Origin of the sequence: Gemmata sp. SH-PL17 (assembly GCF_001610855.1) — a bacterium.
In the GTDB taxonomy this organism is placed as follows: Bacteria; Planctomycetota; Planctomycetia; order Gemmatales; family Gemmataceae; genus Gemmata; species Gemmata massiliana.
This window is the reverse complement of sequence record NZ_CP011271.1, coordinates 4,667,580-4,687,361: the sequence shown is the minus strand read 5'-3', so window position 1 is coordinate 4,687,361 and position 19,782 is coordinate 4,667,580. Positions and strand designations below refer to the sequence as shown.

The following is a 19,782-nucleotide window of genomic DNA, read 5'->3' as shown; positions in this document are numbered from 1 at the left end:
TGCGTGCGGATTCAACGCACGAACCCAATTTTGGGCCAAGGCAGTTCCGCGGGCTTACCATGACACCACACCTTCTGGCTCGCGGAGACGTGACCATGCCCGATCCGATACTCACCCCGGCGGACGTGCGCGCGGCGGTGGCGCAATTGCCCCGCGAACGGCTCGCCCACCTGCCCACGCCGCTCGAAGAGTTGCCGCGCTTTGCTGCCAAAATCGGTGGGGGCGTGCGCGTCTTCATCAAGCGTGATGACTGTACCGGGCTCGTGCTCGGCGGGAACAAGGCGCGCCACAACGAGTTCCTGCTCGGCGACGCGGTCGCGAGTGGCGCGGACATGTTCGTGTGGGGCGCGCTCGTCCAGTCGAACAACTGCCGCCAGACTGCGGCGAGCTGCGCGAAACTCGGATTGGAGTGCCGGCTGTATCTCTCGAAGGCTCATCAGAAGACGGAACCGCAAGGAAACCTGCTGCTCGACTACCTCGTCGGCGCGCAAGTCGAGTTCACAGACGCGAAGATCGGGCCGGAACTGAACGCGCTCCTCGCATCGAAGGCCGAAGAGTTTCGCCGCGCCGGGCGGAATCCGTATTTCTGGAACCCGCCCCGCGTGGTCCCGCTCGCGGCTGTCAGTTACGCGCTGTGCATGGCCGAGATCGCGGAGCAACTGACCGCGCTGAACGTGAATCCGGCGGCGTTCTACGTGTCGTCCGCGGGTGCGACCGGGGCCGGGGTCGCGCTGGGCCGAGCTTTACTGGGGTTCAAAGGCCCCGCCCGGCTCATCTGCCCGATGCCCTGGCCCTGGCACATCCCGACACAGATGGCCAGTGACGCGAACGCCGCTGCCGAGCGATTGGGACTTCCGCACCGACTGAAGCCCGAAGATTTGGACGCCGACGAGTCGTTTATCGCGCCGGGCTACGGGCTCCCGTCCCGGGCGGGTCAAGAGGCCATGCACCTGCTCGCCACGACGGAAGCCATTCTGACCGACCACGTCTACACGGCGAAGGCACTCGCGGCACTCATCACCGATGTGCGTGCGGGCAAGTACCCGCGCGGGTCGTCGGTGGTGTTTATTCACACGGGCGGCGTGCCCGCAATTTTCGCCGAACCGGATAAGGTGTTGCCTGGGATGTGAGCGGTCGCGTACTCTTGAAGACCTTCCCGCAACGCGGAGTTGGTCTCATGATTCGCCGAGCCGTGCCGTTCGCCCTTTTATTGCTTTTGCTCACGGTTTCCGACCGCGTTACTGCGCAACACAAGTACGCGGACCCGCAACTCAAAGCGAAGGACCGGGCGCACTGGTCCTTCAATCCGCCTCAACGCCCGCCGGTTCCCGAACTGCGGGCGCTCAAAAACGAGTCGCGGAACCCGATCGATGCGTTCGTGCTCGCTCGGCTGGAGAAAGAGGGGCTAAAGTCATCCGCACCGGCCGACAAGCTCACGCTGCTGCGCCGAGTGACGCTCGATCTCACGGGGCTGCCGCCCACGCCCGCGGAAGTCGATGCGTTTCTCAAGGATGGTTCTCCCGGCGCTTACGAGAAGGTTGTGGATCGATTGCTCGCGTCGCCTCACTTCGGCGAGCGCTGGGCGACGCACTGGCTCGACGTCGTTCGCTTCGCGGAGAGCAACGGTTACGAACTCGACGCCGAGCGCCCGCACGCCTGGCGCTACCGCGACTTCGTGGTGAACAGCTTCAACGCCGACAAACCCTACGACCAGTTCGTGAAAGAGCAGATCGCGGGCGATCTCATTTGGCAAGACGAACGGCAGCGAGCAGTGGCCCGCGCTTCCGGCTGGTCCAAGCTCTCGGCGCTCGTTGCAAAACCATCCTCTCCCGACGCACTCATCGCGACCGGGTTGCACCGCTGCGGGCCGGCTCACGTCGTGAGCGGGAACCTCGACGCGGACGTGCTCCGACAGGAAGCGCTGACCGAGATGGTGAACGGCGTGGGTGCGGCGTTCCTGGGGCTCACGTTCGCCTGCACGCGCTGTCACGACCACAAGTTCGATCCGATCTCGGCGGGGGACTACTACCGGTTGCAAGCGTTTTTCGCCAACTCCAAGTACACCGAGGTCCACTTTGCGACGCCCGCGGAGCGCGACGCCCACGACAAGAAAAAGGACGAGATCGACACGAAGACGGCACCACTCAAGAAGCAGATCGCGGAACTGGACGGTCCGGTCCGGATCAAGGTCAACAAGGACAAGCGCGAGAAGCTGGAGCCGAAATACCGCAAGGCGCTTGACACCCCCGCTGACAAGCGGACCGAGGAGCAGAAGACACTGGCGACGCAGGCCGGCACGCTCATTCACGTGAGCTGGGACGAGATCCTCGCCGCGATGCCGCCCACGGACCTTGAGAGACGCGCGAAGCTCCGCGAACAGTTGCACGCACTCGAAGCACAACTCCCGCTCCCCACAGCGGCGGCCTGGGCCATTGAGAACCAGGGCGACGAGAAGACGTTCGTGCTGAGTCGCGGGGAGGTGAGCCAGAAGGCACTGGAGGTGCAGCCCGCGTTCCCGCGAATCCTGGTGCGCGAGGGCGCTCCGGTCCCGACATCGCGGCGCGAACTCGCCGAGTGGCTCACGAAGCCCGATCACCCGCTCGCGTCGCGCGTGATGGTCAATCGGGTGTGGCAGCACCATTTCGGGCGCGGGATCGTCAATACGCCGAACGACTTCGGCACGCGCGGCGACAAGCCGACGCACCCGGAACTGCTGGACTGGCTGGCGTGCGAGTTGGCGAACCCGTCTGCGGGGCAAGAACCTCTCCCCAACCCCTCCCCTAAAAAGGGAGGGGCTTCGGGCATTGATAGTGCGGGTTCTTCGGTATTTGGTTCTGCTCCCCCTTCCTTCTCAGGGAAGGGGGCCGGGGGGTTAGGTTCTTCCGCCAAACCGACGGCTTGGTCGCTGAAACACATTCACAGACTGATCGTGACGAGTTCCACGTACCGCCAGTCCACAACGACCGCTCACGGTGCGAAGACGGACCCCGACAACAAACTCCTCTGGAAGATGAGTCGCCGGCGCCTTGAAGCCGAAGCGATCCGCGATTCGGTACTGACTGCGTCGGGTGCGCTGAACCGGCAAGTCGGCGGGCCGTCGGTGAAGGTGCCGCTGGAACCCGAAGTGTACGACCTGATTTTCACCGAGGGAGAACCGGACGGGCTCTGGCCGGTCACGCCCGATGTGAAGCAGCACACGCGCCGGTCCGTGTATCTCTTCAACAAGCGCAACGTGCGCCAACCGATCCTCGAAGCGTTCGACCAGCCCGACACACTCAACGCCTGCGCCGTGCGCCCGGTGAGTACGTTCGCGCCGCAAGCGCTCATCCTGATGAACAGCCCGTTCGTTCACGCACAGGCCAAAGCAATGGCGGTGGCACTGATAACCGAAGTGGGTACCGACACCGAGAAGCAACTGAACGCGCTGTATCGTCGGACCGTGGGGCGCGTACCGAGCGCGACCGAGCGCAAACTCGCGACCGAGTTCCTAAAGGACCAAACCGCTACCATTCGCGACCGCGTTCGTGCGAAACAAGACATCGGTATTGATGCAGCTTCACTGCCCGCCGGCACAGACGTCGCACGCGCCCGCTCGCTCGCCGACCTGTGCGTAGTGCTGTTCAACACGCACGAATTCGTCTACATCCCGTAATGTCACAGGCGAGCTTCCGATTGGACTCGGGAATTTCATAATTCTGGTGTGTAACAAATGGTAAGTAGGCAGCTCGAGTTTTTAATTATGTATAATGGGGAATCGACACGTGCAGAATTGATTGGTGATTTGGTGCGGAACCTTACTGGGTCGTCAAAGTGTAAAGATAATTCGATCGAATATCGCGACAATATTATAGAGATCAGGGCCAATGGCATGCACGATGCTGTCTCGGCTGAACGTAGGGCGGATGGGTATATTTATTATCCTTATCAAATTGAATGCACTCCGCTATCTGATCACGTTCGACTCGAAGATCAGATAGCCCTCGCCCGTGAATTAGATCGAATTCTTCAAGGAACCGGCGCCACTGCCATATGTGCAGCGTTTGAAGACTTATTGTAGTTGATTCGCGGCTGGCGTTACATTTAGGGCAGCCGGTGTTGAAGCATCTGTGTGCGAATGGCCACGACATTCCCACGATGGGGCGGCCGGTGTGAGCCGGCCGGTGAGGACTCTACGCACTGAGTGGGGCGGAAGCCCACACCGGCCGTTCGCCCAAATTCACCTACTCGATCACGAACGTGGCGAGTTTGTCCAGGTTCACCTGATCGGGCGGGTAGTCCTTGCGGGTCGGCATTCGGGGGTAGACTTCCGGGAACGCATAGCGGCCCGAAGGCCATTCCAGCGGCCAATCGTCCGGCAATTCTGATGCAGTAAAGCGCTGTTCGCCAGCAGGCGGCACCTTTCGGCCGTCCGCGCCGCGGAGCGGCGTGCCGACGAGCACGCGCCCCCCGGCTGGTTCGGTGGGCAGTGCCTTCGTGGACACCACCGACGACACGTTGAAGAACTGGTGCTGCAACCCGTCGCGGTCCGTGGCGAAGCGCTCGACCATCCGGCGTGTGAGCAACTGCATCCGGTCGCGGTCGAGCGGGTGAACGAGGTCCAGTTTCGGCGCCACGAACGCGAGTCGTGTGATCCACCCGGGGCGCCACTGGTGCGGGAGGAACACCTTGCTCAGCCCCCGCGCGACCGGGCCGAACAGCTTGTTTTCGCCGGGCGCGAGCACGTCGAAGAGGTCGCGCACGATTTGCCGATTGTCGTCGTACATGCCCACGCCGCCCGCCAGCAGCATGGTCACATCGACCAGCACGATGAGGGACGTACACGAGCGGTACGCCGCGATCGTGGGCACCACTACTTGCTCGACGTACAGGTTGTAGCGCGACGAAAACGACTCGAACAACTCGGTTCCGCCGCTCCGCAGGTCTGCGGGCAACGGGCAGAACTGGCTTTGCGCGTCGATACCGCAGTGCCGGGCGGCAGCCAAATCTTCGGGCGCGGCGGGTCGCGCGGGCTGGCCCTTCAGGTCGAGTAGGAACGTGGAAGGGGAGATGAGCGGCTTGAAGTTCAGAATGAGGTTTGCGAGCGCGAGGCGGTAGGTCGAGAGCAACTCGGCCTCGGTCACCCCGGGCTTTTTGATCGCGTCCAGGAACGGCGCCGAACAGGTGCGGTACGTGGTGTCGTTCACGAACTGGTTCATCATCCGCTCGGACCACGCGGCGAAATCGCGCCCGAGCATCCCGGCGTCAGCGATGCGCTCGCCGGGCAGGTCGTAGAGCTTCAAGAGACAGTCACTGAACGTCCAATCGGAGCGCTCGAACTGGCAGACGAACTGCGCGCGGTCGGTCGTCTTGGACGGCCACCGACCGTAGTTCACCAGCGCGTCGCGGTGGCCGGAGTAGTTGAACGGTGCCCACCCGCGATCGGGTTCCTTCACGGTGAATTTGCGCAGGTGCGTGCCGGGCTTCCCGAGCGGGAACCGGTCCGGGTCGTGGTCCTGAAGGTGGTTGATGAGCGAGGTGAGCAGCACGGTTTTGCCGGCACTGTAAAGCCCGACCACGCCGACGCGGGCCTCGGTCGTCTTCACGCGGAACACGCTCATGTGACTCGACCTCTCGAAACGCGCCACATTTTTGGCGAGAAGCGACACGCAAAAGCCCGGCTCCCTCATTTTTAGGGAAGAGTGCCGGTTCTTCATTCGGGACCGCCCACGAAGGCTATTCGCCCGCCGCACACCGAACATTGTGGTGTTTCCGCGGTGGTCTGGTCCAAAAGTGTGACGGTTGGGTAGCACAATCGCGGTGCGGCGCTCAATCAGGGCCACAGGCGAGCCAGTTTCATGACAAAGTGACTGCGATCGTGTTTTTCGGTCGAGATTGTAATGTTGCAGATTTGTGGGAATAATCGTTCCCCGGGTCGATACACAAAACACGAGCTGTTGAGGGGCGAATGCTCGGGATCATTATCGGTGCGGCGATTCTGGGGATCATCATTGCGGTCATGGAGCAGGGGGAGTTCCCCGGGTGGGGAGCGATGGTCATTTGTGTGCTCGCCGGGGGCATACCTGCGGCTATCGTGAATGTGTTGCTCCCGCCGGAGGCGGGTGTCGCTGTAGATTTGGGCGGTTACGCCGCCGCCCAGAGCGCTTGCCAATCGGGTGTGTGGCTCAGGGCGCGGAGTTCGACCAGCGGGCCGACGTGTTCGGCCCGCCACCGCGCGCCCGTTCGCTTCAACCGCAAGTTCACCTCTTGCTTGATCGTTCCCTCCACCGCACCGCTGCCGATACTCTGCCCGCGTGCCAACCGCGGGGCGTAATCCAAGCGGGTCGGGTGCTTGGCCATGTACGCCGCCAGCCCCAGCAACGGAGCGGTCGAGACGTCGCTCGGTGCCGCCGCGAGCACCCCGGCCAGCCACCGCTCCAGACCGACTTTCCCCCCGGCCACCAACGCCGCACGACCGGCTCGCGCCGGCGCGTCCGCCGCGCCCGTCGCGTCCCCGAAGGTGCCCTTCACCGCGTCCCCGACGTGTTCCAGGGCGTGATACACGTCCAGAACGCCTGCCGCCTGGGGCCAGTGGTCCGACGCCAGGTTCCAGATCCACTCGGCCCCGTCGCCCAGCACCGTCACATCGCGGGCGGTCGTCACGCCCAGCCGATCCGATTCCTCTCGCAGCCGGGTACCGAACGCGCCACACCCTTCGATCGCCGCACGCACCGTGCGAACGGTCGGGCCGGGCAAGGTGCGCGTGTCCCACTCCTCGGGAGTGGCCGACGCGCCCGCTTCTCGCTTGCAAAATAGGCCGACCTTCACGTCCCGCCAGCCGTCGCGCGTGTTCACCTTGCCCGCGTCGATCAGCACCTCCACCGCGCCTTTCGCGGTCGCGAACCGCCCCGCGTCGCCCCGGCCGGGGCGCGCGGCCGCCGCCCGCTTGGCCTGGGCGTGGGTCGCCTGACGAATCACCTCGTCGTCGACCTGCCAGCCGCAGAACTCCGCCACAACCTGTTGCGCCCGCGCGAAGGAGTGCTCGACGCCCGCCAGCACCAGCAACCGCGTCGCCTGCCGGGTGAGGAAGCCCTCGATCCCGAGGGCGTGGTCGGCTCGGAACGTGCCCCCGTGACCTCGGCACCACGAGTACTCGCGGTCGAGTTGGACCGGCCCGAGGGCGGTCGTCACCGTCCGGCGGTGTCGCCCTTTGGACCGCCACCCGGCGACTTTTTTTCCAGGTCGGCGCGAGCCTGGACGGTGGCCGCGAGGTTGTCACGGAGGAGCCGGCGACCGGTGCCCAATGCAAAGGTCTCGCAGGCCTCGAGTACGGTGCCGTGGGCGGCCGTCGTTCCCAACCGCCGCATCTCTTGGACGTAGGCGATGGCCCGTTCGAGTTCGATCCGCTCGGCGTCCGTGGTGTATTCGACGGTCAACGTGGGCATCCTGCCACTCCATGAAATGGGGTGAAATAGAATAACCCCAAGCCGATGCCCAAATCTACAGCGACACCCCCGGAGGCTTTGCTCCTAAACCCCTGAAATGAAACCACTTCCGTTTCAAATATCCTCTTTTCGTTTCACGGCAAAAATCTGAAAAGCCTTCAAAGCAAATTGCAATTGCGAATGGTTTTAAATTTTGTTATACTCTAATTTGTTTGGATGTCTCTTGCTGATCGCAATCTCGTAGATTATTTTGTCTCAAACCGAACTATTGGCATTTAGCGAGACGCTAATGAGACATTCAAGTTTGCCACTAACAGGGCAGCAAAATACCTCAGCGGTCCGCAAGGATAAAAATGGCAAGGTAATACAGAGGCGATTTTATGGCGCAGGAGGCAAACCCATGAAGAATATCGATTATAGTGGGCATCATGGTGCTCCAAACCCACATGCCCACGATTGGGATTGGACAAAAGATCCACCTCGCCAGCCACCTCGCCCACTTAATCCAGGAGAATAAAATGATTTCATATAAAGATTATCTTGCATGCTGGATAGACAGTTCAATATCTGATTTCCTGAATAGTTTTGCCACAACGCCACAAAGCATGAAATACGCCTTGATTACTTGTCTAGATAGCACCTTGACGCCAGCGAGCTTACTTGACAAAAGTCCTGAGCTTAACACTACAGCGCGGGTTTAGATGATGCATCTATGTCGCCATTTTTTGTGCGCTCTCGTGGCCTGCTCGTTCCGCCGTTGGTGGTAGCGGATGACCTCTCCGACGTGCAGTAGTTCCGGCGTCCCGCGCCTCCGACGGAACGTCACCGCACATCGGGCGTTCAGCGCCCGGCACACCTGCTCCATCGTCACCTGCGGTTTTTTCCCCCCGCAGCCGGTCCGTGTGGATCGACACGAACCCGAGCACCACCAGGCCCAAGATCAGATGCCGCACCAACCCGACGTACTGCCGGCCCTCGTAGTGCGTCATCCCCGCTTCGCTCTTGGCCACCCGGAACTGGTGCTCGATCGTCGCGCGCCGGAACGCCACCCGCAGCACACGCGCCAGCGGTTCGTCGGTCGCGTTGGTGACGAAGTACTTGACCTCGGCCGTCGATTCGTTCTGCGCCACCACCAGCATCCAGCGGCACCCACGCACCTCGATCAACCGGCTCGTCGCACGCCACCGGGTGTCGCCAACGGTCTTGCGCGACACCCGGAATCGTCGGCCCCGCCGGGCGTCGTCGGCACGCAGCACCGAATCCGCGCGCCGCGGCTCGTCGCGCGCGGCCGTTGTCACCGAGAAGCTCACGGGCACTTCGCCCACGAACGGCTGGCCCACGGCGTCGAGGGCGCGCAAGAACGGCACCTTCGACCCGTACCCTTCATCGAACACGAGCCAGTCGAACCGCACCCCGTGGGCATCCAGGCGCACCAACTGCTCGTAGGCGATCCGCCACTTGGGGCGATAGCGGACCTCGTCGGGGATGCCCGCCGCCTGGCACCGCGGGCGATCCGCGTTCCACGACTCGGGCAGGTACAGGTCCGCGTCCAACAGGGCCTGGAACGTGCCCTTGGCGACGCCCACGTGCACGGTCACGATGCCGTTGTCGATCTTCCCGACGCACCCCAGGTACTGTCGTTGCACGCCCGGCGTCCGGTCCCCCTTCTTCACGGCACTGGTCTCGTCGATCACCCCGACCGTGCCCAGGTCATCGCCGGGCAACCCGTCGAGCACCTCGGCGCATCGCCGTTGGAGTTGCTCACGCGCCGACTCGTGTTGCCAGTCGGCGGTCGTGAGGAACTCCTGGAGGGTGCGGACCGCCGTTCCACAGGCCAGGGCGATCGGCTCGACGCTCTTGCGCGGCAGCTCCGAGAGCAAACCACGACCGTAGTTGTCGAAGTGGTCGGCCGTCCGCTTCTGTAAGAAGCAGCCGCGATACCGACCCAGATAGTGGGCGAACGCCGGCCCTAACCTTGCGATTTCCTGGTCCGTCATCGGATGCCCTCCGATGGCCCATCTTATTCACCGGCCGCGAACCCGCGCTGTAGTGCTATCTAAGACGCTATTATATCCAATGTTCCGCTTACAACCGAACAGGATTGCGTATATTTTACCTCAAACGCCGATCAAGGCGACCCGCACTTTTTTCTCTTCCTTATTTAGAGTCGTCGTTTTCAATATTTTTGTGGACAAAATTTAATTTTCACTCTGCCGAGCCACTGAACGCAAATATTCTTTTCGCAAATCCTGAAGACGATTCCAAACAAAATCCTGGATGGTACAGTCCACGTCGTGATAACCACCCAACGTCATCTGGTCCCAAGCATGCATCGTAATCAGATTTTCCTTCAGCAGTTTGCGAATTGCAGAATCGATCGCGCAAAACTTCAAAGTCCGCTCATCCCGCCTAATAAACTCCCCCAACATGCTAAGTTCATGTTGAGTAAGGCTTTTCAACACATCGTCAAGTCGTTTACCCTGTTGCCGTGGAAGGCCATCATCGTTCCTGTAGCGACCGCTAAGCCAAGCAACCAATTCGTACAGTAGCATCGCACCAACACTCAGCAAAAGAATGAAGAGCCAGTGCCAGTTCGCTTCAACGAAACTGCCCGTCTGACCCGAAATCGCCCTCATCTCAAAGCCAAACAACAAACCTCCTGCAACCAAACCAGCTACAACCAGAGGTTTCCTGCCGTTGGCTTTGAACGCTTCTAAAAGGGAGGGAAGGAGCTTGGCGAATTCCACGGGCGTTCTCCTTTGTTGCGGCTAATACCTCTTAGCTTTTTGTTCGGGTTTGATGGCTTCAGATGGGCTTAAGACGAGTCAAAATAATCAGTTATATTTTCCGGCGAGAAGCGATTTTCCGGTTATCTCGATTGCCTGATTTGCGCTACGGACATGCTCGCAAAAGCGATGTTGCGGGAAGCGCAGAGCAAAATCCCGTCTACTGACCTACGAACCATCTCTCGAAACCCGCAATAATGACTGGCAATATCAGTTTGGCTGGCGTTCCAACAAACGGAGAATTCCGTGAATTTGGTCGATGAATTACAGGAAAGTGCCACGCAGGACGACGTACTGACCGTGCTGCGAAAAACTAAAAGACTTGCTTCAAAGTTGAATCGAGATGACATCTCGGTTTGGCTCGATACGGAGTTTAACGGTTATTCACCCGATCAGGATGTGCCTGAATACCGTGTAATCAGCACAACTATCGCCTATAATACAAACGGATATATTCCTGACGGCTTCAATATGCTAAAGGACGGAATCGGCGATCTTCATTCTGCTGGCGCAGGACCGCATGCCACGTTGCCTGATAGTATTAGTGAGATCCTAGTTCACATTGAGGCGATTAAGGCAGGTAAGGGCGCCTACTGTCCAATTGACAACTCTTCTCAGCTTGCGCGATGTCTTCGCCAGCAGTATTTTCATCCTCTCATTGCAAGACAAATAACCTTTCTTTTTCACCTTAGCAATACGCAAATCTGCGCTATTCCTGAGCAGATCAAGGACCGGGTTCTCGATTGGGCACTCAAACTCGAAAGGGCAGGAGTTACAGGAGAAGGGCAATCCTTTTCTTTGTCGGAAAAGCAAATCGCACATTCTGTCACCTTCAACATTACCAACAGCAACGTTGGTCAACTAACCAACTCCGGCAGCAACTACCAGAGGGCCAGGGCATGAGCACCTTCAACATCAATAACTCTAAAGTCGAACAACTCAATGATACCGGCAATAATTATAAATTTGCTGGAAAATCAGAAAATAACACAGTTGCCGAGAAAGGCAACGTGGTTCAGACCACTGGTTCTGAGAACAAGGTAGTTGTCGATAAGCCGAAGGCTGAAGAGCCGAAAGAAGGTTTTTGGGCGCAGGCGGGGAAGAAGCTTTTGGGTTTATGGAAGTGGATCAGAGGGGGAGTGTAAATTTTCTTTTTTGTCTTATTATTCCGTTGTATTCTTCTAGGTTTAGTTGGAGAAGCTGATGTTCTCGGTCAGCCTGGATGACATTTCAGACACCCGACTTAGAAGGATTGCGGAAGAGTTAGGAGTTGATTCCGCTGGGCAAAAGGCTGAAGTAATTAAGGCGATTAAGGACAAAGTGTCGCCCAAAAAAGCTCTCGTGCTAAAGCCTGATGAGAGCAAAAATCCGTTCACTATCGCCAATGTAACCGGAATAATTGCTGTTATTGTGGCGTCAGTGGTGCTCTGGGTAAACTGGAAAGGAACGATGAATGCGCTTGAAAAGAGCAATACAGAGCTTGTGAAGGCGAATCAGGATTTTGAAAGGAAAGAGAAAGAGTCTTGGCAGATTATTCACATTTACGATATTATCGACCGGGGAATGCAAAGTAAAAGCAGTTGGAGTGGATTAACCATCAAAGAAATCGAAGTTGAGTATCAAAGGCAGGTGCATAAGGAACAAAAGATTAAAATGACCGCTGCCGATCTCAGTGATGATGTGCTGAGGAAATTACTCATAGGCATGACGGAAACCGGTCTAATAATCAGGACAATAGACGATAAATACGCCGTGCAGCGTGCGCTGATAAATCCAAGGGAGTCGATGGAGAAGGCGCAGATTCACACAAACATCCAGAACATTGTGCTTAGATTTCTGGCGATTGAATCCGGCAAATACAAAGTCAATGACTTGGCGTCTAAAATGATCGCCGACAACGGATTTCCCCCGGATGATTATTACATCTGCATCAATAATCTTCGCGCTTGCAAGTGGATTGCGGTTGATGACGACGGCAAAGTGTGGGACAGCGTTCACTTCCCGGGCGACAATAAGAAATAGCCACTGTTATTGAAACGAAGTGGCTCCGCTGAGTCTGAAAGCTTGGGCGAAGTGTTTAATGGCACTTCGCCGTAAGTTTCGCCCAAAAAGAAGCATTTCATGCGGTGTAGTGCCCTTTCGTTTCACTTGTTGGGGTTTCGTTTTGAAACGGACTTTGGGAGCAAAGCCCCCGCCGGAGTTGTTTTTCATCGCTCTGGCGGTCGGAGCCGTGTGCGCGGGATTTGCGATTTCTGCCACTTGCGGAATGAGTTTCAAACGCTCCTGCATAGCGGCGGCGATCTATTTCGCGGCTCAGACCGTGATTTCGCTGTTGTTCAGTGCCATGTTCTCGTGATCCGCGGTGCTGCGAGGGGCGTGCGATGTCGGGACTGAATGTAACCCAACTCGACCACTGTTCCGTGCTCATCACGGACTTGGCGAAGGCGCGGGCGTTCTATGTGGGCGTGTTGGGGTTAAAGGAGATCCCAAAACCGAAGACGTTCGATTTCGTCGCGCTATGGTTCCGACTCGGCGACGGTCAGACGCTGCACCTCTTGCAGAAGCCGCACCCCGACACGCGGAGCCCGCGACACTTCGCCCTTCGCGTGCCGGACATCGGGGCGGCCCGAGAGCACTTCCGCACGCGCAGTATCGAGATCCAGGAAACCGGACCGATTCCGCACTGCGACCGGTTCTTTGTGAGTGATCCGGACGGAAACCGGATCGAAATCATTCAATGGCTTGAACCTTACGATCCGACGATAAGTGGCGCCGGACAATTCGACACGTAACCGCTCCCGGTTCGAGTTTCCGCGGATGGTGTGGCGGATCGGATTAATCGTCCCCTTTGTTTTTGTGTCGAGGGCATCCAGTTTGCTTTTTCCTCACGAGCGCCCCGCTCACATGAGTGAATCCGACCAAAGATTCCGAGCGATAACTGAATTCTTTACCCGGTAATGAATCCAGCGATCGCAGTTGGGAAGGGAACTGCGCAATGGTGGCACCATTCGTGCGCGATCGCATGGCTGAAGAGATTAAAATGACGTGTGTTTGCTGTCACTGCCGGCGCGAGCGAATGACCGCGGAGGAGTGGCGCGACCGCGTCCCCGTGGCCGGGGAGCGCCTCACCCACGGCATTTGTCCGGCGTGCTTGTACGAACTTTACCCCGATCTCGCTCCGCTCGTCCGCCCGCGTTCGTAACTCCCTCCAATAGCGTGGGAAGATTTGCCGCCATCGGGTACAATGCGTGTACCCCTGTTCCGGTGGACTCTTCCCATGATCGAAGACCCGATTCCGCCCGTCAGCGAGCAAACGCCGGACCCACGCGACCCGGCCGCGAAGGTCCGTGAGTTCCCCACCACGTCCGGCGTGTACCTCATGAAGGACGCGGGCGGGAACGTTATTTACGTGGGCAAAGCCAAAAACCTGCGCGGCCGGGCCTCGTCGTACTTCAGCAAAGAAGCCTTGAACGATGCCCGCATCCGCGACTGGATGCCGCTCGTGAAGGACGTGGACTTCATCGAGACCACGGACGCGATTCAGGCCGTGTTCACCGAAGCGCGGATGATTAAAGACCTGCGCCCGAAGTTCAATAAGGATCTCAAGGACGATAAGACGTTTCCGTACTTGCAGATCCGCACGCGGGAAGAGTTTCCGCGTGTCGAGATCACGCGCAAACCGCGGCGCAAGGGCGTGAGGCTCTACGGACCGTTCACGAGTACGAAGCCGCTGCGGATCGCAATGGACGTGCTCCAACGGTTGCTCCAGTTCCGCACGTGCACACTCGACATCAAGACCGGCGAGGATCGGTGGAAGTGGTTCCGCCCCTGTCTGTTGCACAGCATCCGGCGCTGTACCGGGCCGTGTAACCTGCGCGTGTCGCGTGAGGACTACCGCGCGCAGATCAAGAAACTCATTTTCATCCTCGAGGGCAAAACCGCGAAGCTCGTGCGCCGCATGGAGCGCGAGATGATCGCCGCGAGCGAAGAACTGAACTTCGAGAAGGCCCGGCGCATTCGCGACGAGATCGCCGCCATTCAGAAGCTCGACATGCGCGGCGATGCCAGTAAAGACGTGCAGCCGGAAGTGTTCCCCATCGACCCGAAGAAGGGCCTGATCGGGCTGAAGAAGGTTCTCGGGTTAGCGAACACGCCGCGCACGATCGAGGGCATGGACATCGCCCACCTCAGCGGGCAGGACACGGTCGCGTCGCTGGTGTCGTTCCTGGACGGGGTGCCGTTCAAGCCCGGCTACCGGCGGTTCAAGATCAAGTCCGTGGAGGGCGTGGACGACTTCGCCAGCATGCGCGAAGTGGTCACGCGGCGCTTCCGGCGGTTGCGCGACGAGGACGAGGTGTTCCCTGACATCCTGCTCATTGACGGCGGGAAGGGGCAACTCAATGCCGCGATCGATGCGTTTCAGACGCTCGGCATTACGCCACCGTGCCTCATCTCCCTAGCCAAACAGGAAGAAGAGATCTTTCGCCCCGGCGCCGAGGAATCGATCAAGCTCAGCAAGCACTCCGCCGCGTTACGACTGCTCCAGTACGTTCGCGACGAGTCTCACCGTTTCGCACAGCACTACCACCACATGCTCCGGCGGAAGCGCTTCACGGAAGATTGAGGTCGGTTGGTCACGCCCCGGTAGCGCGATCGACGCACCACGCGAACAGTAGATCCCATTCGAGGTGCTGGACGCGCTTCGCGGTTTCCTCGTCCGCGTTACCGGTTCCGCGTGTGCGTTCGCAGAAGTCCACGAATGCTTCCGCTGTGGTGAACGTGTACCCTACTTTTGGTGCGTGTTCGCGGAGTCGATCCAGTACGGGATGTGCCCCGACCTTCCGCCACCAATACTTGCTGTTCCAGGCATCCGGTTCGCGGCGGTGCATGATCGCGTGCCAGAAGCTCCCCACAGGCGTGTGGATGTTCTGGCTGATGTCGTGGGACTCGTCCAGGAAGTTGAACGCGATCCACAACCCGGATCGGCACGCGGCGGCCATGTCTTGGTCCACAACGCGACCGAACACGTCGTCGTTGAGGGCCGCGAGTCGTCCCCGAACTGTGTGGTCGGGGGTGCCGGGGCCGAGGGGCACAACAGAACGGGTCGCGAGTAAATCGGCAACGATCGGTGGATACGCTGAAGGGATGAGCACCTGGGTTCCTCTCGTAGTGGCACTCCCACCCTACGAAATTCGCCCAGGTGTTCCCAGCGCTACCAGCCCCTTGGCAGTGGTAACTCCGTTGGCGGAATCTGGTGCAACGAATCCGGCTTCGGTTTCGTTGCGCGTGGGGGCGAGTCCGGTGGTTGTTGAAGCTCGCTGATCGGCTTCTTCAACCACTCCAACCACGCTTCCTCCAAATCGTCGATCGACTCGAACCCGTAGACCTCTTTGGCAGCCTTGTTCCACGACTCGGCAGTGTTCCCCTGGGTGCCCACATGCAGGAAGGTCAAGAGCCGGCGGCGCCCTTCGTTCTCCGCGTTCTTTTTAAACAGGTCGCCGAGCACTGGGACGTCCATGAGCACTGGCACCCCTTTCGTCCGCCCGGCCAGGAACCGGGTCAGTGAGTGCCCCTGGGCGTAAAGGACGATCATGTCTTTGGGGTACTCGGTCATGCGGACGAGCACGCGGAGCCGAATCCCGCGCCCGGCGTTGAGCAGTTCGCGAACACGGACGTCGTGGTTGAACTGTTCGGTCGCGGATTCCGCCAGCAGCGACAATCCTTCGTCCGCCCACCGCGGGAGCGGTTTGCCGAAGAATGACGCCAAAACGGTGTGTGTTACTTCGTGTGGAAGGGCATTGGTCATTACAACCAAGAATTCCCCACTTAGGGCCATTTCCATCGATGTGACGGTCGGCACCCCGTTCGCGCCGTCACCGAATGTGAAGGTGGTTGCCCCGCCGCCGGCTTGTCCCAAAGCGAACCGAATGACACACGGTTTCGACCACGCCGGTAGTTCCTTACCGAGCCACTGGAGCGCGAGCACGCGCCGCTGGTGTTCGGCCTCGGCCGCGATCGCCCGGGCCATGACCGGTGTTTGCGCGTGAACCACGAAGTTGGCAGTGTGTACGTCCGCCTGTGGCACGTAGCCCGTACCGAGCGACGAAGGGACCAGCAGCGTGGGCGCGGGCGGTGGTTCGATCCGCAGAGGGGGTTGTACGGCCGGATCAACGGGTTTGAGCGGGTCTTGGGACCACACAACCCCAAAGCACACCAGAATCCCCGCTGTGGTCGCCACGAGTGCGGGCAGTTTGAACCGGGTCATATCGTTCACGACTCCTTTCGCGGCGACGGTTGCGACCGTGGTAGGTGCTCCGCCGGCCAGGAACTGAAACACATTCGACACTGTTCGGCGCACAAGCTCGGGTTCAAAGGCGGTGACGGCTTCCCCAACGCCCGCGACGAGTGCGGTCGCGACCGTCGGAATGACACCGCGCCGTTCGAGCCGAGCGCAGAGTAGTTCCTTCGCGCGATCCAGTCGACGCCGTAACGTGCGCACGCTGCCACCGAGGTCGGCCGCGGCCTGTGCGTGGGTCCGCCCGCGGATCAGGCACAGCACCACCGGGGCACGAAGGCCGTCCGGGAGTTGGGTGAGTTCGTCGTCCAGGACGGCTGCGAGTTCGCGCGTGTCGGGCAGGGGAGTCACCGCTTCGGGCTGGCCCGCAGCTTGTTCGTGACCCGCTCGGCAGCGCTCCGAGTTGCGCATTTGTCGGGCGACGCGGCCCGCGACACCCGCGAGCCAGCTCCCGATCGCGCCGGGCTTGCGGACCCGCTCCGGGCGGCACGCGAGAACAAGGAAAACGGCCTGAAATGCGTCGTCGGCGTGTGCGGGAATCAATCGGCGGCAAACGCGGTGGACCACCGGTCCGTGCCGGCGCACGAGTTCGGCGAAGGCGACTTCGTCCCGGTTCGTGGTGAACCGGGCGAGGAGGTCGGCGTCCGATGCGATGGTTTCCGCGGCCGGGCAGAGCTTGAGTATCGAAACGGGCATCCGTGGCCCTCACGAGTCGCGAGCTACCTTTCACCCGTTTAGTGTGGTCTCGCGCCGGTGGGTGGCCAACTTTATTCGGAACGAGCGGATTCGGCGGCTCCTATTACCCATCCAAACCAACTTAACAGACCGGAAAAATCGCTTAACTCGTATGGCGCCGATTGGCGCGCCAAGAACGCGCCCGCACAATAGTCCAAAATAACCGCGCGCCACGGACCGGCACCACCTACTCAGAGGTCCGCCGTGTCCACTCAGCCCGTTTCCGTTTACACCGCCGTTCGTGAAATCCTGGTCGCCGACGGCACGCTCTCCACAGATGAGATCGTGACCCGCGCGAAGGCTCGGGGGGTAACCAAGCCCGACGCCGCGATCCGCAAGGTCGTCAACAATACGAAGAGCGAGTTGAAGCTGAGGAGCAAAAAGAACAAGAAAGCGGGACGCAAACTGATCCAGCCCCTGTTCCCCTCACCCTACACGGTGGCGCGAGAGGTTCTAGCTGCGGATCCCGAGCTTCCCAGTGCGGTCGTCCTTAGCCAACTCAAGGCACGGGGCGTGAGTCGGTCGGATTCCGAAATCCTGGAGGCCATCCGGAAGACTCGCATGATCGCGCGTCATAAAGCGCGAGCGGTACCGGCCGCGGCCCGCGCGACAACGGCATCCGCATCCGAAGGATCGGGTGAGGAAACCGTGTTCAGCGGACTGGCTCTGGCGAACAAGACGGCCCATTTGTGTGGCGGGGTCGCGAAGGCGCGCGAGATCGCCGAAGCGATCCGCTCGTGCGGGGGAATTGATACGTTCCTGAAGCGCCTGGAACTCATTGCCGAGATCCTGAGTTCCGACACGGACCTGTGACATGACCGGCGCGAAGGCACGATACTTCGCGCGTGAACGGTCGGGAGTTGTTGCTGAGGCTGACCCACCTCGGCTACACCATTTCCCACGGCTGGCGCGGGCGCTTGGACCGGCGCGAAGCTTCAGCCATTTCACGCAGGAACTGCCACACAGCGAAGCCGACGAACCCGATTCCACCGGCCGCGAGCACCCATTTCAGTTTGTTGTCGAACTCTTCTTTGGCTTTTTTGCGCGCGGCGACCGCCGCGGGATCTTCCGGGACGTCACACCCGGTCGGCCGTCACCCGGCCTTTGCGCTCGGGATGTTCCACAGCACGGCAGCGGACACGACACACGCGGCGACGAGCGATTTCATGGGGCGACCTCAAAGTCGTTCAGGTACCGGTGAAGCACTGTTCACGCGGCGCGAATCTGCTTAGTTTTCCAGTTAATCGCGCCGAAGGGGACACACCAGTATGTCGCACGAATGCGGCGCAGATTGGCCGCATTCCGCAGAAATGTCGCCGAACTATTCAGAGTGGCAAGCTGACGTGTGGCCGTTTGGAATCCGGTTGATCCTGTGAATCCTGTCCAGAACTCTTCAGCGCTCGACTACCGGGGAGGTTGTGGCGCGCGGCGGATGCCGTTGTCGGCTGCGGGTTCGCGCCGGCCGACCACTTCTTGAGGTCCGGGGCGCCGATCGGTCGGTGTATTAACCGGTGGGGTAACTGGTGGCGGAGTGACTGGTGGGACGACTGTTGGCGCGGTCGGTGGTGGGGTCGGTTGTACTTTCGGTGTTGTAGAGGTCTTGAGCGACTTGATGTACGCGACAACTGCGTTCATGTCTTCGTCGCTGATCTGCTCCGCGTTGTACGCGGGCATGATCGGTACCCATCCGTCGACGACCTTCACACGCGGTTTGCGGATCGACTCAACAAGGTAAGCCTCATCGACGAGCTGTGCCCCGCCGTCTTTGAGCGCGACTTTGGTCCCGAACAATCCCTCGAGTGCCGGTGCTTTGGCGTTTGTTGTGGCACTGTGGCAGTTAATGCACTGGTTCTTGAGGAAAAGCTGGCGCCCTTTAAAAGCAAGTGATCCGTCCCCTTCAACGGGCGGCTTCTTCTCACCGTCGTTCTTTACAAACCGTTCGTACTCAGAAGTTTCGGTTACGAATGCGGTCCCGATGCGCTCGCGCGAGTTCCACAGCGCGAACGCTCCGGCGCGGATGGTTTTGAGAACCGTTGTCTTGTCGAGTCCGGCTCGTGCCGAAGCAGTGAGCGGGAACGCGGGGATCTCGAAACGTTCTCCCGAGGTCGAAGCCGAACCTTCTTTTGCTTGCGAGAACGAGAACTTTACGGCCCTGCTCACGGGGAGGTGAAGTTCGTTGCGCTCGCGCTTCCCGCTGGGGTGCTGGAACGTCCAGGTGCCGTTCTCTCCAACGATCGCGAGCACGTTTAGCGCGTTTGCGGGTTCCGCGTCGATGACTTCTGCGGCCGGGGGAACGGGGCGCGGTGCGGGGATCGTGTCGCTAGCGGGGATCGTGTCGCCACCGACTTTGATGTCCGGGAACGTCATCGCGGTCGAGGATTCGGGAATGACGAACGTTGAGCCGGGGGTTGATGTCGATGCGGACGTGGGTGATTGTTTGGCGCACGCCGGAACGAGGGCCGACAGTGTGAGGAGTAAGAAAGTTGGTTGGAGCCTGTTCATGTCGCGCTCCTCAAGAACTCCACAAATAAAGATAGCCCCGTTA

The 19,782-nt window shown here is 60.0% G+C and carries 17 protein-coding genes; 9 read left to right on the top strand and 8 right to left on the bottom strand.

Features of this window, described 5'->3' with window-relative positions:
• Positions 1–95: 95 nt before the first annotated feature.
• The gene (locus VT84_RS19385; RefSeq protein ID WP_052554694.1) at positions 96–1,130 is read left to right on the top strand and encodes a 1-aminocyclopropane-1-carboxylate deaminase/D-cysteine desulfhydrase; all 1,035 of its coding nucleotides are present in this window, start codon (positions 96–98) and stop codon (positions 1,128–1,130) included.
• Between the two features lie 47 nt (positions 1,131–1,177).
• Entirely contained in the window at positions 1,178–3,652 is a 2,475-nt protein-coding gene (locus tag VT84_RS40965; protein WP_082840672.1) for a DUF1549 and DUF1553 domain-containing protein, read from the top strand.
• Positions 3,653–4,220: 568 nt separating this feature from the next.
• Here VT84_RS40965 and VT84_RS19375 read toward each other — a convergent pair.
• The 5 genes from VT84_RS19375 to VT84_RS19355 form a co-directional block, all read right to left on the bottom strand.
• Complete coding sequence (locus tag VT84_RS19375) at positions 4,221–5,597, bottom strand: YcjX family protein (protein WP_162271773.1); 1,377 nt, start codon at positions 5,595–5,597, stop codon at positions 4,221–4,223.
• A gap of 523 nt (positions 5,598–6,120) precedes the next feature.
• Entirely contained in the window at positions 6,121–7,167 is a 1,047-nt protein-coding gene (locus VT84_RS19370) for a hypothetical protein (RefSeq protein ID WP_082840670.1), read from the bottom strand.
• Entirely contained in the window at positions 7,164–7,421 is a 258-nt protein-coding gene (locus tag VT84_RS19365) for a hypothetical protein (RefSeq protein ID WP_082839551.1), read from the bottom strand. Before VT84_RS19365 ends, VT84_RS19370 begins: the two co-directional genes overlap by 4 nt.
• 710 nt (positions 7,422–8,131) lie before the next feature.
• Entirely contained in the window at positions 8,132–9,418 is a 1,287-nt protein-coding gene (locus tag VT84_RS19360) for an IS701 family transposase (RefSeq protein ID WP_082838323.1), read from the bottom strand.
• Positions 9,419–9,619: 201 nt separating this feature from the next.
• Positions 9,620–10,168 (bottom strand): super-infection exclusion protein B, encoded by a 549-nt coding sequence (locus VT84_RS19355; protein WP_082840669.1) that lies wholly within the window; start codon positions 10,166–10,168, stop codon positions 9,620–9,622.
• Between the two features lie 285 nt (positions 10,169–10,453).
• On the opposite strand from VT84_RS19355, the gene VT84_RS38695 reads away from it, so the two are divergent.
• From VT84_RS38695 to VT84_RS19335, 6 genes are all read left to right on the top strand, one after another.
• Positions 10,454–11,110, top strand: a complete 657-nt coding sequence (locus VT84_RS38695; protein ID WP_157469639.1) for a hypothetical protein — start codon at positions 10,454–10,456, stop codon at positions 11,108–11,110.
• The gene (locus VT84_RS38690; RefSeq protein ID WP_157469637.1) at positions 11,107–11,352 is read left to right on the top strand and encodes a hypothetical protein; all 246 of its coding nucleotides are present in this window, start codon (positions 11,107–11,109) and stop codon (positions 11,350–11,352) included. The genes VT84_RS38695 and VT84_RS38690 overlap by 4 nt, the downstream gene beginning before the upstream one ends.
• A 58-nt stretch (positions 11,353–11,410) precedes the next feature.
• On the top strand, positions 11,411–12,229 hold the full coding sequence (locus tag VT84_RS19350) for a hypothetical protein (protein WP_082840668.1): 819 nt from the start codon (positions 11,411–11,413) through the stop codon (positions 12,227–12,229).
• 359 nt (positions 12,230–12,588) lie between these two features.
• Positions 12,589–12,999, top strand: a complete 411-nt coding sequence (locus VT84_RS19345) for a VOC family protein (RefSeq protein ID WP_082840667.1) — start codon at positions 12,589–12,591, stop codon at positions 12,997–12,999.
• Positions 13,000–13,202: 203 nt separating this feature from the next.
• Positions 13,203–13,409: a hypothetical protein gene (locus tag VT84_RS19340; protein WP_052554680.1), complete on the top strand. Its 207-nt coding sequence runs from the start codon at positions 13,203–13,205 to the stop codon at positions 13,407–13,409.
• A gap of 75 nt (positions 13,410–13,484) precedes the next feature.
• The gene (locus VT84_RS19335) at positions 13,485–14,831 is read left to right on the top strand and encodes an excinuclease ABC subunit UvrC (protein ID WP_204249608.1); all 1,347 of its coding nucleotides are present in this window, start codon (positions 13,485–13,487) and stop codon (positions 14,829–14,831) included.
• Positions 14,832–14,841: 10 nt separating this feature from the next.
• Here the strand turns inward: VT84_RS19335 and VT84_RS19330 are convergent, their stop codons facing one another.
• Complete coding sequence (locus VT84_RS19330) at positions 14,842–15,360, bottom strand: hypothetical protein (RefSeq protein ID WP_239465411.1); 519 nt, start codon at positions 15,358–15,360, stop codon at positions 14,842–14,844.
• 59 nt (positions 15,361–15,419) lie between these two features.
• Positions 15,420–17,198 carry an RNA polymerase sigma factor gene (locus tag VT84_RS19325; protein WP_082840666.1) on the bottom strand — a complete coding sequence of 593 codons (1,779 nt, stop codon included), beginning with the start codon at positions 17,196–17,198 and terminating at the stop codon, positions 15,420–15,422.
• Between the two features lie 243 nt (positions 17,199–17,441).
• Between VT84_RS19325 and VT84_RS19320 the strand changes: the two genes are divergently transcribed.
• Positions 17,442–18,050 carry a hypothetical protein gene (locus VT84_RS19320; RefSeq protein ID WP_082840665.1) on the top strand — a complete coding sequence of 203 codons (609 nt, stop codon included), beginning with the start codon at positions 17,442–17,444 and terminating at the stop codon, positions 18,048–18,050.
• Positions 18,051–18,641: 591 nt separating this feature from the next.
• On the opposite strand, the gene VT84_RS19315 is transcribed toward VT84_RS19320, so the two are convergent.
• Complete coding sequence (locus VT84_RS19315; protein ID WP_082840664.1) at positions 18,642–19,739, bottom strand: c-type cytochrome; 1,098 nt, start codon at positions 19,737–19,739, stop codon at positions 18,642–18,644.
• Between the last annotated feature and the right edge of the window lie 43 nt (positions 19,740–19,782).

Excerpts from the sequence above, each read along its gene's own strand:
- VT84_RS19385 (WP_052554694.1), top strand. The coding sequence starts at position 96 with ATGCCCGATCCGATACTCACCCCGGCGGACGTGCGCGCGGCGGTGGCG.
- VT84_RS40965 (WP_082840672.1), top strand. The coding sequence starts at position 1,178 with ATGATTCGCCGAGCCGTGCCGTTCGCCCTTTTATTGCTTTTGCTCACG.
- VT84_RS19375 (WP_162271773.1), bottom strand. The coding sequence starts at position 5,597 with ATGAGCGTGTTCCGCGTGAAGACGACCGAGGCCCGCGTCGGCGTGGTC.
- VT84_RS19365 (WP_082839551.1), bottom strand. The coding sequence starts at position 7,421 with ATGCCCACGTTGACCGTCGAATACACCACGGACGCCGAGCGGATCGAA.
- VT84_RS19360 (WP_082838323.1), bottom strand. The coding sequence starts at position 9,418 with ATGACGGACCAGGAAATCGCAAGGTTAGGGCCGGCGTTCGCCCACTAT.
- VT84_RS38690 (WP_157469637.1), top strand. The coding sequence starts at position 11,107 with ATGAGCACCTTCAACATCAATAACTCTAAAGTCGAACAACTCAATGAT.
- VT84_RS19350 (WP_082840668.1), top strand. The coding sequence starts at position 11,411 with ATGTTCTCGGTCAGCCTGGATGACATTTCAGACACCCGACTTAGAAGG.
- VT84_RS19345 (WP_082840667.1), top strand. The coding sequence starts at position 12,589 with ATGTCGGGACTGAATGTAACCCAACTCGACCACTGTTCCGTGCTCATC.
- VT84_RS19340 (WP_052554680.1), top strand. The coding sequence starts at position 13,203 with ATGGTGGCACCATTCGTGCGCGATCGCATGGCTGAAGAGATTAAAATG.
- VT84_RS19335 (WP_204249608.1), top strand. The coding sequence starts at position 13,485 with ATGATCGAAGACCCGATTCCGCCCGTCAGCGAGCAAACGCCGGACCCA.
- VT84_RS19325 (WP_082840666.1), bottom strand. The coding sequence starts at position 17,198 with ATGCCCGTTTCGATACTCAAGCTCTGCCCGGCCGCGGAAACCATCGCA.
- VT84_RS19315 (WP_082840664.1), bottom strand. The coding sequence starts at position 19,739 with ATGAACAGGCTCCAACCAACTTTCTTACTCCTCACACTGTCGGCCCTC.